Consider the following 12,686-nt stretch of genomic DNA (forward strand, 5'->3'; position numbering starts at 1 on the left):
GCTGGACGGTTTCGTCATAAGAATGGAAGGAAATTTCCAGCCGTCGGGAAGAACTTCCGAGGATCACGGCGCTAGGCTTGTTCTCACGGCGGTTGTCTTTGCGACCGGCAGAAGGGGGCGACATGGGCACGCGTTCAAAGGCGGCGCAGCGGTGCTTTCGAGTAGTCCGGACCAGTGCCGTCGGGGCGGCGATCAAGACCGGCAGCGCCGCGGCGGGCGGCGCCGGGCTGGGACAAACTATGGTTCCGACTCTGCTGGCGGCGCCACTGTGGGTCTTGCCGGCCGTCCTATTGGCTCTCTGCCTGTCCGCTCTGGTTGTCCTCATCAGCCTGGACTGGCTTGAGGAGCGACGGCTCAAACCGGCCTCCACCCCGACGACCACGACATCGACGCCCGCCGTCCGAAGGCCCGCCCGCCCCATCGCGAAGAAGGCGAAGAAGGGCAAGCCACAGAACTTGCGGAAGCGTTCCCTGAATGCCATCCGGTTGTCCAAACGGGTGTCGCATCGAGGCCGCTCCTCGCGCCGGGCCGAGCTTTCCTGAGACTCCTGTGCGGCTGCGGTTGCGGCGCGCCAACGAAAATGCCGCAGCATTGCGCTGCGGCATTGCCTACTTCTGAGACTCGGGGCGGCCGGCCCGGGCGGGCCGAGCGTTCAGATCCGTTCTTCGATGCCGTAGTCGGCGAATCCCTTCTTCTTGAAGTTGTCGCGGAACATGTCGCGCAGCTTGGTTGCCGTCGCGTCGTACGCATCCTTGTCGGACCAGGTGTTGCGCGGGTTGAGAATGGCGCTGTCGACGCCGGGGCAGGACTTCGGCATTTTCAGATTCAGGATCGGCTGCGTCTCGGTTTCGACACCGTCGAGTTCGCCGTTGAGGGCTGCGTTGAGCAGGGCGCGCGTGACCGACAGTTTCATGCGCTTGCCGGTACCGTAGGCGCCGCCGCTCCAGCCGGTATTGAGCAGGATGCAGCGCGCGTGGTGCTTCTCCATCTTTTCGGCCAACAGCCTGGCGTAAACATTCGGCTTCTGCGCCATGAACGGGCCACCGAAACAGGCCGAGAAAGTCGGCTGCGGCTCCGAGACGCCGACTTCGGTGCCGGCAACGCGCGCGGTGAAGCCCGACACGAAGTGGTACATCACGTCCTTCGGTTCGAGAATCGAGATCGGCGGCAGCACGCCGAAGGCATCGGCCGTCAGCAGCACGATGGTGCGCGGGTGCGGACCCTGACCGTTCGGCATGACATTCGGGTTGGCTTCCAGCGGGTAGCTGAAGCGCGTGTTCTCGGCGATGGAGCCGTCGAACAGATCGAGCTCGTCCGGATGGCACTCCTCCATCTTCTTGCCGGGCAGCGGCGGCACGTTCTCGATGATCGTGCCGGCCTTGCTCAGGGCGTCGGCGATGACCGGTTCGGCGTTCTTGTCGAGGTCGATCAGCTTGGCGTAGCAGCCGTCCTCGAGATTGCACAGGCCGTTGTCGGACCAGATGGTTTCGTCGTCGCCGATCAGGCGCCGCGACGCGTCGGCCGACAGCGTGGTCTTGCCGGTGCCGGACAGGCCGAACAGGATCGCCGCGTCGTTGTTCTTGCCGACGTTGGCCGAGCAGTGCATCGACAGGCGGCCTTCCTTCGGCATCAGGTAGTTGCCGACCGTGAAGATGGTTTTCTTGTTGACGCCGCAGTAGTCGGCACGGCCGGCGACGAGACAGATCTTGTTGCGCGTGTCGATGATCACCGCAGCTTCCGAGCGGGAACCGTCACGCGCCGGTTCGCAGACGAAGCTCGGCACGTTGAGCATGGTCCAGCGGCGTGCGTCGACGTCCTTCACGCCGGCGAGGTTCTTCGGAAACATGTTGTGCACGAACATCGCGTGCGTCGCGTATTCGCCGACGAAACGGTACGGCACCGCAAAGTCCGGATCGGAGCCCATGAAGACGTCCTTCACGTACAGCGTCGCCTTCTTCGCGTTGAGATGGTCGATGACGCGCTTGAGCAGGCCTTCGTACTGGGCAGGCTCGTAGCGGTTGAGGTCGGCCTTGAACCAGATTTCGTCGGCGACCTCCGGCCAGTTCACCGCGTAGGTGTCCTTGGTGCGGCGGCCGGTGCAGTCCGGATCGGTGTAATAGACCAGCGGACCATTGACGCCGAGCCGGGTCGGGAAGGCCTTCTGTTCGTCGCTCGGACCGTCGCGATGGACGCGGCCCCGGTCATTGGCAATTGCCTCGTGAAAAAGCTCGGCTTTCGACAGTTCGTATTTGTAGGAAATGTCTTTGAGTCCGAACAGCTTCTCAAGATCGGCCTGAAAGCGCATGCAAAGTCCTCGGAAATGGCGGAATTCGATTTGGCGGCCGCGGGCCGCAGGCGCCGGCAGGCGCGAAAGGGGGCAAATGGTAAGGGGAGCTCTAATATCGGCGCAAGCGAGCAAGCCGGGCGCACTTTTTACCAGTTCGGAGCTTGCCTGACACTGACCGCAAAACCAAAAAAACCCGGCGCTGGGGCCGGGTTTTTGCGACAGCTTTTGTGCTTTTTGGCGGGATACCTACTGCGGCAGGGTGAAACCGGCGACCGACTCGCGGAGCTTTTCCGACATCGTGTTGAGGTTGCCGACCGCCTGGGCGGTCTGGCTGGCCGAACCCGAGGTCTGCACGGCGATGTCGCGAATGACCTGCATGGTGCCCGCGATTCGCGTTGCCGCCGCCGACTGGTTGCGCGCCGAATCGGCGATTTCCGTGATCAGCTTCGACAGGTCCTGCGACGAGCTTTCGACCTTGGTCAGCGCCTGGCCGGCTTCCTCGGCGCTCTTCGCGCCGCTCACCACGTTCTGCGTCGAGCGTTCCATCGAGGTGATCGCTTCCTGCGTGTCGGCCTGAATGGTCTTGACCAGGGTTTCGATCTGGCGCGTGGCGGTGGCGGCGCGCTCGGCGAGCTTCTGCACTTCGTCGGCGACCACCGCGAAGCCGCGGCCCGCTTCGCCGGCCATTGCCGCCTGGATCGAGGCGTTCAGTGCCAGCGTGTTGGTCTGTTCGGCGATGTCGTTGATGAACTCGATGATGTTGCCGATTTCCTGCGAAGACTCGCCGAGGCGCTTGATGCGCTTCGAGGTGTCCTGGATCTGCTCGCGCAGCGCGCTCATGCCGAGAATCGTCCGATTCACGGTGCCGGCACCGTCGTGGGCAACCTGCACCGAGGCCTGTGCCTGCTGTGCCAGACGTTCGGCCTGGCTGGCCACCTGCTGCATCGACTGCGAGGTGGCGGCGATCGTGCTGGTCACGGCGGTGACCTCACGCGCCTGGCGTTCCGAGGCGGCGCTCATCTTCAGCGCGGTCTCCTGGGTGCCCGATGCGGCGTTGGCGACGTCGTCCGAGGTCGACGTGATGGTGCCGACCAGGTTGCGCATGTTCTGCACGGTGTAGTTGATCGAGTCGGCGATGGCGCCGGTGAAATCCTCGGTCACGGTAACGTCGACCGTCAGGTCGCCGTCGGCGAGATTGGTGATTTCGTCGAGCAGCGACAGAATCGCCTGCTGCTGGCGGGTATCGCGTTCTTCGGCGCGTGCCAGCCGGCCGCGGGTCGCGACGACCGTCAGCACGCCGAACGCGATCAGCGCCAGGATGGCCAGCGCACCGGCGACGTACACGACGATCGGCAGCACCAATTGCTGGGTGCGCGTGTCGATCAGGCGTTGTTCGAGCTCGGACGCGGCCGAAATGACATTGGCGGCGCGTGCCTTGAGGTCGGCGGCGGCAATCTGCATCTGCGCCACAGCCGGCGCCGATGCCTTGATGTCGGCCACGGCGCTGCTCAGGTTGCTGAACTGGTCCTGGGCTTCGCGCGCGGCGGCGGCGGTGGCGGCGTCGGTGATCAGCGCTTCGTTGTCGGTATTGAAACCCTGCAACTCGTCGACCAGCGCGTCGGCATGGACCTGCGCGTCGCGGCCCTCATTGAGCACGCGGCGCGCTTCGCTGGTGATCCGCTCCAGCCGGACGACCTGCTGCACGGCGCGGGCGATCTGGTCGGGCGAACCGCTGCGGCTCAGTCGTTTGGCGGCCTGCTGGTAGAGATCCGACAGGCCCTTCTTGTCGGGATCGGCCGGGTGGATGGCGTCGATGATGGCCGCCGTTGCCATCGCCGTCTTGCCGTACGGGTCTTCGGCCTTGAGGATCGTCCGTGTCGCCTGCTGCATGGATTTCCACGCGGCGTCGGTCGCGGCCAGTTCCTTGGAGACGGCGTCGGGCACCTGGCTGACGCCGGCGTCGCTGTCGCCATTGCTCAGGCCCTGGACGATGGCATCGATGTCTTCCGAACGTGCCGACAGCAGCAGGAAGTCCGGCTTGCTGCCGCGCGCGGCTTCGTCACCGACCTTGCTGATGTCGCCGAGATTGGTCGACAGTGCGTGCGCCTGCTGAACCCAGGTTTCCTCGCGGCCCTTGGTGTGCTGCGACAGAAAGAAGCCGACCAGTGCGATCGTGATCAGAATGACGGCGCTGGTGAACAGCAAGGTCTCGCGCCGATTGCCCAGCGAGCGTGCCGATGCGGATGGTTCCGCCATATGTCCTCCCCTGGGACGGTGTGACCGGCGTCAGACGCCGAGCACGGTTTTGATCTTGGCGAGCAGGTCGCTTTCCTTGACGGGCTTGACCAGATATTCCCGGGCGCCCTGACGCAAGGCCCAGACGCGATCGGTTTCCTGGTTCTTGCTGCTCACGACGATGACCGGAATGTGTGCGGTACCCGGATCCTTGGACAAGGTGCGCGTGGCCTGGAAGCCGTTCACGCCGGGCATCACGACGTCCATGATGACGACGTCCGGCTTTTCGCCCTTGACGCGCGTCAGCGCATCCTGTCCGGAGGTCGATTCGATGACCTCGTGTCCGGCTTTCTGCAATATGCCCTTGAGATTCAGAACATCCGTGGGTGAATCATCCACGATCATGACCCGCGCCATACGTTCTCCTGCGCCCCCCGCGGGCGTCGTCCGTCACTTTATACCGTGCATCGTGCGGCGAGGGAATGGCTCGCCAGCGCCATGCCATCGGCAAACCGTTCGTTCCAGGTGCGTTCCCGTCGTGCCGGCAGGCGCTTGCGTGTCGTCGTCGCCGGCCCTTCGATCCGGGTTGCCGTCGGCACAAGGCCCGGCAGCACTCGCCGGCGTTTCCTCCGTGTCGGAGCAGCGCTAGCCGACGAACACCGGTTCGCCGCGATACAAGGTGGTGCTTGCGCAGCCTCTGAAGCTGCGGCCGTCGAACGGCGTGTGGCGTCCGGCGCTGCGCAGATGATCGGCGCGCAGCACCCACTCGCGCGCCGGATCGATCAGGGTCAGATCGGCAGCCGCACCGACGGTGATCGTCCCGGCGTCCAGTCCGGCGATGCGTGCCGGACCCAGACTCAGGCGCGCCGCGGCATCCAGTGCCGTCAGCACGCCTTCATGGACCAGCGCCAGACTCAGCGGCAGCAGGGTCTCCAGTGCCGAGATGCCGGGCTCGGTCATCGGGAACGGATTGATCTTGGCGTCGGCTTCGTGCGGCTGGTGATCGGAGCAGATCGCGCCGATCACGCCGTCGGCGACCGCCTGGCGCAGGGCATCGCGATCCTCGCTGCTGCGCAGCGGCGGCATGACGTGGCAGAGCGCATTGAAACCGTCGACGTCGGTGTCGGTCAGGAACAGCTGATGCGCCGCCACATCCGCGGTGACCGGAAGACCGCGTTCCCGGGCGAGGGCGACCAGTTCGGCGCCGCGCGCGGTGGACAGCCGGCAGAAGTGGATGCGCGCGCCGGTGTCCTCGACCAGCGAAATCCAGAAGCGGATGCCGGAGACTTCGGCGGCAACCGGAATCGAGGCCAGGCCAAGACGCGTCGCGACCGCGCCTTCGTGCGCACAGCCGCCGGCCGCCAGCGCCGCGTTCTGCGCGAACACATGCACCGTCAGTCCGAGTCCATGTGCGTATTCGAGCGCGCGGCGTGCGACCAGCATGTCGCGAATCGGCTGCAGGGCCTGGCTGGCGCCGACCGCTCCCGCGCTGCGCAATGCCGAGAGCTCCGCCAGCGCTTCGCCACCCAGACCTTTGGTCAGGGCGCCGAGCACGCGCACATCAAGCCCGCCGACCTGAGCAGCGATGCGCTGCACGCGCAGCAGCGTCGCCGGCGAATCGATCGCCGGCTGGCTGTCGGGCGGCAGGATCACGGTGGTGATGCCGCCGACCTGCGCGGCCGGCGTTTCGCTGGCGAAGCTGGCCTTGTGTGTCTGCCCGGGTTCGCGGAAGCGCGCACACAGATCGACGATGCCGGGCATCAGCCACTGACCGCGGCCATCGATCGTCTGTTCGAAACGGTCCGTCGGCAGACTTGCGCCGATGTCGCTGACGACGCCATCGCGAATGCCGACATCGGCGATGCCGTCATGGCCGCTGGCCGGATCGAGCACGCGGGCGCCACGGATCAGCAGCGAGCGTGGTGGCGTGCCGGCTGCCGGGGCCGCGCGTGCTGCCGACCAGTCCTGTGGGCCTGCTGTCATCGGCGGCTCCGTCGGGCGCGCGCGCGTTCCGTTGCCGGCGCGCCGAGGATCATCGACATCACCGCCATGCGCACCGCAATGCCGTGGCTGACCTGCTGCAGGATCAGCGATTGCGGGCCGTAGGCAACGTCGCCGCCGATCTCGACACCGCGATTGATCGGGCCGGGATGCATGACGATGGTTTCCGGCTTGAGCCTCGCCAGGCGTGCCTTGCTCAGGCCGAAGTCGCGATGGAATTCCGCAAGCGACGGCAGGAAGGCGCCGAGCATGCGTTCCTTCTGCAGCCGCAGCAGGATCACGACATCGGCGCCGGCCAGGCCCGCGTCGAGGTCGTGGAACACTTTGACGCCCATGTCGGCGATACCGGCCGGTATCAGGGTCGGCGGCGCGACCACGCGAATTTCCTTCGTGCCGAGCGTGCGCAGGCCGTGGATGTCGGAGCGGGCGACGCGCGAATGCAGCACATCGCCGACGATCGCGACGGTCAGCTTTTCGAAACAGTCGTCGGCCGGACCCTTGTAGCGGCGGATCGTAAACAGATCGAGCAGCCCTTGCGTCGGATGCGCGTGGCGGCCGTCGCCGGCATTGAGGATCGCGACGCCCGGCGCCGCGTGTTCGGCGAAGAAGTGCGCGGCGCCGGAGGCTTCGTGGCGGACCACGAACATGTCGGCCTGCATCGCCTCCAGGGTTTTCAGCGTGTCGAACAGGGTTTCGCCCTTCGAGGTCGACGATGCCGAGACCTGAAGGTTCAGGACATCGGCCGACAGACGCATCGCCGCCAGCTCGAACGTGGTTCGGGTGCGCGTGCTCGGCTCGAAGAACAGGTTGATGATCGAACGCCCGGCGAGCGTCGACTGCTTCTTGTCGGCACCACGCAGCGCCTTGTCGTGGGCCTCGGCTTCATCGAGGATCTTCAGCAGCAATTCGCGGGACAGGCCTTCCAGCGTCAGCAGATGGCGCAGGCGGCCTTGTGCGTCGAGTTGTAGCGTCGGCTTCATGCGGGCGTATTCATGCGATTTGCATATTCTCGCCCACTGCGCCGCCAATTGCGAAGTACCTCAGCTTTCGCCGGCAAGCCACTGCTCGAGAATGACCCGCGCCGATTGCGCGTCGCGGTCGCCCTTGCGGATACGGCGCGTCATGCGGCCGCTGGCGCGGGCGTCGCGCAGGGCATCGTCGGCGGCGCGCGACGAATAACGTTCGTCGACGTGATGGACCGGCAGTCGGTAGCGCTGCGCGAGTTGCGCGGCGAAGCGTCGAGCCGCGACGCTGGCCTTCTGTTCGGCGCCATCCTCGTTCAGTGGCAGTCCGACGATCAGCGCCGCCGGCCGCCACTCGGTAATGATGCGTTCGATCGCCGCCCAGTCGCCGTCCGCCAGCGCCGGCAGCGGTCGCGCGGCACCGGTCAGATCGTCGCCGAGTGCGACGCCGATGCGTTTCTCACCGTGATCGAAACCGAGATAGACGGGCATCGTTTGATTGAGTGGGAATCGCTTCAGAAACCGTAGCGAGCGAAGGCCTGTGGCGCTTCGAGCAGCGCAGGCACCGCAGCGTACAGACAAGTACGTGAGGATGCCGGGCAGCGCAGAAGCGTCACAGGCCGAGCGCAGCGGGTCGATGAAGCGATTTCAGGCGTGGCCGGCGTCGCCGGTCAGTTGTGTCACATCGACGCCCAGCAGGCGCGTTGCGGCCTGCCAGCGGTCGCGCGCCGGCATGTTGAACAGGATCTGCTCGTCGACCGGCGTGTTGAGCCAGGAGTTGTGCATGATTTCGCTTTCCAGCTGGCCCGCGCCCCAGCCGGCGTAACCGAGCACGACGATGTAGTCGTCCGGGCCTTCGCCGAGGCCGATCGCACGCAGGATGTCGCGCGATGTCGTGATGTAGAGGCCGCGCGCCACTTCCATGCTCGATTCCCAGCCGCCGGGCTGGCGATGGACGACGAAGCCGCGTTCCGGCTGCACCGGTCCGCCCCAGAACACGATTGCCTCGTCGGCAAGGGCCGCGTGTTCGAGGTCCATCTGTTCCATCATTTCGCTGAGCTTGAGGTCGGTCGGGCGGTTGATGACCAGGCCGATCGCACCTTCGTCGCTGTGTTCGCAGAGCAGCGACACGGTATGCGTGAAGTTCTCGTCCTCCAGGCTGGGCATCGCCACCAGGAACTGATGCTTGAGATAGTCCTCGTCGCTCATGGCTTCAGTATCGGCATCGACCTGCCGCTCGACAAGCGCGCCGCCGCCGAACGGTCGCCATTCACAGACGGCGCTCGATTGCCGCGATCAGCTGGCCGCCGATATCGGTGCCGCAGGCGGCATCGATCTCGCGCGCGCAGGTCGGGCTGGTGACGTTGATTTCGGTCAGATGGTCGCCGATCACGTCGAGCCCGACGAACAGCAGGCCGCGGCGTTTGAGTTCCGGACCGACGGTTTCGGCAATTTCGCGGTCGCGTGCGGTCAGCGGCCGCGCTTCGCCCCGCCCGCCGGCGGCGAGATTGCCGCGCGTCTCGCCGGCCTGCGGAATGCGTGCCAGGCAGTAGGGCACCGGTTCGCCGTCGACGACCAGGATGCGTTTGTCGCCTTCGGCAATCGCTGGCAGATAGCGCTGGGCGACGATCGCGCGCGTGCCCATTTCCGTCAGTTGTTCGATGACGGCGCCCAGATTCAGACCGTCGCGACCGACGCGGAACACGCCCGTACCACCCATGCCGTCGACCGGCTTGTAGATGACGTCCCGATGCTCGGCATGAAACGCGCGCAGCACCTGCGGATCGCGCGCGAACAGCGTCGGCGGCGTCAGCCCGGTGAACCAGGCGGTGAACATCTTCTCGTTGCAGTCGCGCAGCGAACCCGGCCGGTTGACGACCAGCGCGCCGGCCGCTTCGGCGCGTTCGAGCAGGTAGGTGGTCGTGATGTATTCGAGATCGAACGGCGGATCCTTGCGCATGAGGATCGCACCCAGCGATCCCAGCTCGACGGTTTGCGTGTCGCCGAATTCGAACCAGCGCTGCTTGTCGTCGAACACCGTGATGCTGCGTGCGCGACCACATGCAACGCCGTCGCGCAGCCACAGATCGGCCATTTCGAAGTACTGAAGCTGAAAGCCGCGCCGCTGCGCGGCCAGCATCAACGCGAGCGTGGTGTCCTTGTACGGCTTGATGGATCCGATCGGATCCATGACGACGCCGAGCGTGCGGCGTGAAGCGTTCTTGTCCATGGCGCGAGCCTAACCGAAAGGCCGCATCCGGCCCATGGTGCCGACTCCGGCCTGTGCCCTAGTTCGCCTGCTCCGGTTCGCCGACGACGCTGAGCCTGAGGCCGTCGCTGGTGACCGATTCGATCTTGAGCCGGAAGCCCGCGAACTGTATTTCGTTCAGCGAACGGTCGAACGCCTGGTGCGTGGCTTCACCCATCTTGCCGTTGGCCGCGACACGGCTGGACAGGTCGATGGCTGCGGCGTCGATACCGTTCAGAATCAGCGTCGTACCGTTACCGAGCGACGCGTCAGGCGTGCCCGTGGCGATGGTCGCCGCGATATCGGGGCTGGCCTTGTAGCTGCCGATCCGGTAGTTGATGGCCTCGTTCCAGTGGGTGTAGGTCAGCACGTGCTCGCAGAGCTGACCATCCTTGGTGAGGAACAGGTATTCGTCCATGCCGTCGTGCAGCGCCGGCAGTACCAGCGCGCGCAAATCCGGCGCTGCGGGAATGGCGAGCAGGGTATAGGACTGATCCTTGGCGAGCTTGTACTTGACCGTGAACGGCAGGCTGGAGCCGTAGCTGACATCGTCCGCGAAACTTGCGGTTTCGCCGGCGGGATTGATCTGGCGACGCAGGATCACGTCACCGACCTTGACGTCAAAAGCCTCGCCGAGCCGGTAGCTGGTGGTCACCACCGGCGCCGCGGCCGGCGTGAACAGATCGCTGGGCTTGGTCGCGAACAGTTGCAGGACAACCTGCTTCTCCAGGTTGCAGTCCGCTGCCTGCGCGGTGGGCAGGAGCATCAGCAGCGGTACGGCAAGCGCCAGATGGCGTGCGACCGAAAAAGCCATGAGTTGCAACTCCCTTGCGATCAAAGATCCGTGTTCGCATTCCCCAGCAATTCAGATGCCAGCCGTGGCGTGATTCAGGCGGCGACCGGCGCGCTCTGCGCACGAACCTGACTGACCGCCTCGATTTCGCGGGCTGCGGCCAGCGCCGCGAGGCGGGCGACGACACCGTAGGCATAAAAGCGATTCGGGCTTTCGTCGGGGCCGCAGTCGTGATCCGGCGCGCTGCAGGGTTCGTCGAACGCCAGCGGCTCGAAGCGCATGCCGGGCGCATTGAGGTTTTCCTGATTGCCGCGCTGCGAGTTCAGGCGGTAGAAGCCGCCGACCACATGGCGATCGATCATGTAGACCACCGGCTCGGCGGTCGCTTCGTCGGTGCCCATCTTCTCGAAGGTGTAGACGCCCTCCTGGATGATCGCGCCGGTCACTTCGCGGCCCTCCTTGGCGGAAGCCATGTGGGTGCGCGCCTTGCGGTTCATGCTGCGCACGTCCTCGACACTCCGGGCCGTCATCACGCCCATGCCGTAGGTGCCGGCATCGGACTTGATGATGACGAAGGGCTCCTCCTTGATGTCGTACTCGGCGTATTTGGCGCGGATGTCTTCCAGCAGCAGTTCGACATTGGCTTCCAGGCATTCCTCGCCTTCGCGCTTCATGAAGTTGATCTGGCCGCAGTTGCGGAACAGGGGATCGACCAGCCAGGGGTCGATGCCGGCGATCACCCCGAATTCGCGCGCGACCTCGCGGTAGAAGCCGAAGTGGTTCGATTTCTGGCGCAGGTGCCAGCCGACGTCCGGCGGCGGCACGATATCCTGGCTCAGGTCCTTGAGCACGTCCGGCACGCCGGCCGACAGATCGTTGTTGAGCAGCACGCTGCAGGGGTAGAAGTCGCCGACGTGGATGCGATCACCGTCACGCCGCACGGGTTCCAGCAGCAGCTTGCGGCCGGAAATCTCCAGCGTCAGCTCGCTCGGCTCGCGCAGTTCCGGAATCAGCGACCCGATGCGCACGTGGAAGCCCGCCTTCTTCATCAGACCGAACAGGGTCGCGACGTTTTCGAGATAGAACTTGTTGCGCGTGTGGTTCTCCGGCACCAGCAGCACGCCGGAGGCTTCCGGGCAGACGCGCTCCATCGCCGCCTGCAGCGCCTGCACGCACAGGGCCTCGAACGCCGGATTCAGGTTGTTGAAGCCGCCCGGGAACAGATTGGTATCGACCGGCGCGAGCTTGAAGCCGGCATTGCGCAAATCGACCGAGCTGTAGAACGGCGGCGCCGTGTGCTGCCACTGCTGGCGGAACCAGGCTTCGATGTCGGCCGCGCGTTCCAGCAGCGTCGATTCAAGCTGCAGCAACGGGCCGGTCTGGGCGGTCAGCAGACGCGGGACGGGGTGAGTCGCAGTGCGGGTATTCATGGGAACGGATGGTAACGCATGCGCGTCCGGTGGCCGGGTAGGTGTTCGGGCATCTGGTGGCGATAGGCAGCATTACAAGACTGTGCTAAAAAACCACAATATTGGTCCGGTCGCCATCAATATGACGGATAGTGCCGGTCAATCGCCGAGCGCCGTCCTGCAATCGGGGTGGGAAGAGGCCGGATCGATGACAAAACCATGCTCTGTGTTATTGAAGCGACCATCGTCCTCCATCTTCGGATCAACGATGCAGGCTGGCACCGACACTTCGTTTCCGGGGCCTGGTGACCGCTTGAATCAAGGCGCAGTGCAACCGTCTGAAGGGGAAGGGAGTGTCTACTGAGGCAAAAGCTGCTGCACGCGTGATGGTCATCGACGACAGTCAGACCATACGGCGTACGGCCGAGACGCTGCTCGCGCGCGAGGGCTACGAGGTCGTCACGGCGCAGGACGGGTTCGAGGCGCTGTCGAAGATCTCCGACCACCGTCCGGACGTGATCTTCATCGACATCATGATGCCGCGCCTGGACGGCTACCAGGCCTGTGCGCTGATCAAGAACAATCCGCAGTTCCGCAACACGCCGGTGATCATGCTCAGCTCCAAGGACGGGCTGTTCGATCGCGCACGCGGTCGCATCGTCGGCTCCGACGAATATCTGACCAAGCCGTTCACGCGCGACGAACTCCTGGGCGCCGTGCGCGCACACGTTCGCGTCTGACCCCGGTCCAC

The 12,686-nt window shown here is 65.2% G+C and carries 12 protein-coding genes; 2 read left to right on the forward strand and 10 right to left on the reverse strand.

Annotation, left to right across the window (positions count from 1 at the left end; translation table 11 throughout):
• The first annotated feature begins 122 nt into the window (after positions 1-122).
• Entirely contained in the window at positions 123-542 is a 420-nt protein-coding gene (locus tag G7Y85_RS07275) for a hypothetical protein (protein ID WP_166254169.1), read from the forward strand.
• 110 nt (positions 543-652) lie between these two features.
• Here the strand turns inward: G7Y85_RS07275 and G7Y85_RS07280 are convergent, their stop codons facing one another.
• The 10 genes from G7Y85_RS07280 to gshA form a co-directional block, all read right to left on the reverse strand.
• Positions 653-2,305 carry a phosphoenolpyruvate carboxykinase (ATP) gene (locus tag G7Y85_RS07280; RefSeq protein WP_166254172.1) on the reverse strand — a complete coding sequence of 551 codons (1,653 nt, stop codon included), beginning with the start codon at positions 2,303-2,305 and terminating at the stop codon, positions 653-655.
• A gap of 228 nt (positions 2,306-2,533) precedes the next feature.
• Positions 2,534-4,543, reverse strand: coding sequence for a methyl-accepting chemotaxis protein (locus G7Y85_RS07285; RefSeq protein WP_166254175.1), 2,010 nt, complete (start codon positions 4,541-4,543; stop codon positions 2,534-2,536).
• 30 nt (positions 4,544-4,573) lie between these two features.
• Positions 4,574-4,939, reverse strand: a complete 366-nt coding sequence (locus G7Y85_RS07290) for a response regulator (RefSeq protein ID WP_166254178.1) — start codon at positions 4,937-4,939, stop codon at positions 4,574-4,576.
• A 228-nt stretch (positions 4,940-5,167) separates the two neighbouring features.
• Positions 5,168-6,505: a dihydroorotase gene (locus G7Y85_RS07295; protein WP_166254181.1), complete on the reverse strand. Its 1,338-nt coding sequence runs from the start codon at positions 6,503-6,505 to the stop codon at positions 5,168-5,170.
• Positions 6,502-7,503 carry an aspartate carbamoyltransferase catalytic subunit gene (locus tag G7Y85_RS07300; protein WP_166254184.1) on the reverse strand — a complete coding sequence of 334 codons (1,002 nt, stop codon included), beginning with the start codon at positions 7,501-7,503 and terminating at the stop codon, positions 6,502-6,504. Before G7Y85_RS07300 ends, G7Y85_RS07295 begins: the two co-directional genes overlap by 4 nt.
• 60 nt (positions 7,504-7,563) lie before the next feature.
• A complete protein-coding gene (gene ruvX / locus G7Y85_RS07305) occupies positions 7,564-7,977 on the reverse strand; it encodes a Holliday junction resolvase RuvX (RefSeq protein ID WP_166254187.1) in 414 nt (137 codons plus the stop codon).
• A 156-nt stretch (positions 7,978-8,133) separates the two neighbouring features.
• Positions 8,134-8,694 (reverse strand): YqgE/AlgH family protein, encoded by a 561-nt coding sequence (locus tag G7Y85_RS07310; RefSeq protein WP_166254190.1) that lies wholly within the window; start codon positions 8,692-8,694, stop codon positions 8,134-8,136.
• A gap of 61 nt (positions 8,695-8,755) precedes the next feature.
• The gene (gshB, locus tag G7Y85_RS07315; RefSeq protein WP_166254193.1) at positions 8,756-9,715 is read right to left on the reverse strand and encodes a glutathione synthase; all 960 of its coding nucleotides are present in this window, start codon (positions 9,713-9,715) and stop codon (positions 8,756-8,758) included.
• Positions 9,716-9,773: 58 nt separating this feature from the next.
• Positions 9,774-10,547 (reverse strand): hypothetical protein, encoded by a 774-nt coding sequence (locus tag G7Y85_RS07320; RefSeq protein ID WP_166254196.1) that lies wholly within the window; start codon positions 10,545-10,547, stop codon positions 9,774-9,776.
• A gap of 74 nt (positions 10,548-10,621) precedes the next feature.
• Entirely contained in the window at positions 10,622-11,956 is a 1,335-nt protein-coding gene (gene gshA, locus G7Y85_RS07325; protein ID WP_166254199.1) for a glutamate--cysteine ligase, read from the reverse strand.
• Between the two features lie 365 nt (positions 11,957-12,321).
• Here gshA and G7Y85_RS07330 point away from each other — a divergent pair, with 365 nt between their 5' ends.
• Positions 12,322-12,675, forward strand: a complete 354-nt coding sequence (locus G7Y85_RS07330) for a response regulator (RefSeq protein ID WP_166254667.1) — start codon at positions 12,322-12,324, stop codon at positions 12,673-12,675.
• The last annotated feature ends 11 nt before the right edge of the window (positions 12,676-12,686 follow it).

This window comes from Solimonas terrae, assembly GCF_011067135.1.
Classification (GTDB): domain Bacteria; phylum Pseudomonadota; class Gammaproteobacteria; order Nevskiales; family Nevskiaceae; genus Solimonas; species Solimonas terrae.

Excerpts from the sequence above, each read along its gene's own strand:
- G7Y85_RS07275 (WP_166254169.1), top strand. The coding sequence starts at position 123 with ATGGGCACGCGTTCAAAGGCGGCGCAGCGGTGCTTTCGAGTAGTCCGG.
- G7Y85_RS07280 (WP_166254172.1), bottom strand. The coding sequence starts at position 2,305 with ATGCGCTTTCAGGCCGATCTTGAGAAGCTGTTCGGACTCAAAGACATT.
- G7Y85_RS07285 (WP_166254175.1), bottom strand. The coding sequence starts at position 4,543 with ATGGCGGAACCATCCGCATCGGCACGCTCGCTGGGCAATCGGCGCGAG.
- G7Y85_RS07290 (WP_166254178.1), bottom strand. The coding sequence starts at position 4,939 with ATGGCGCGGGTCATGATCGTGGATGATTCACCCACGGATGTTCTGAAT.
- G7Y85_RS07295 (WP_166254181.1), bottom strand. The coding sequence starts at position 6,505 with ATGACAGCAGGCCCACAGGACTGGTCGGCAGCACGCGCGGCCCCGGCA.
- G7Y85_RS07300 (WP_166254184.1), bottom strand. The coding sequence starts at position 7,503 with ATGAAGCCGACGCTACAACTCGACGCACAAGGCCGCCTGCGCCATCTG.
- ruvX (WP_166254187.1), bottom strand. The coding sequence starts at position 7,977 with ATGCCCGTCTATCTCGGTTTCGATCACGGTGAGAAACGCATCGGCGTC.
- G7Y85_RS07310 (WP_166254190.1), bottom strand. The coding sequence starts at position 8,694 with ATGAGCGACGAGGACTATCTCAAGCATCAGTTCCTGGTGGCGATGCCC.
- gshB (WP_166254193.1), bottom strand. The coding sequence starts at position 9,715 with ATGGACAAGAACGCTTCACGCCGCACGCTCGGCGTCGTCATGGATCCG.
- G7Y85_RS07320 (WP_166254196.1), bottom strand. The coding sequence starts at position 10,547 with ATGGCTTTTTCGGTCGCACGCCATCTGGCGCTTGCCGTACCGCTGCTG.
- gshA (WP_166254199.1), bottom strand. The coding sequence starts at position 11,956 with ATGAATACCCGCACTGCGACTCACCCCGTCCCGCGTCTGCTGACCGCC.
- G7Y85_RS07330 (WP_166254667.1), top strand. The coding sequence starts at position 12,322 with ATGGTCATCGACGACAGTCAGACCATACGGCGTACGGCCGAGACGCTG.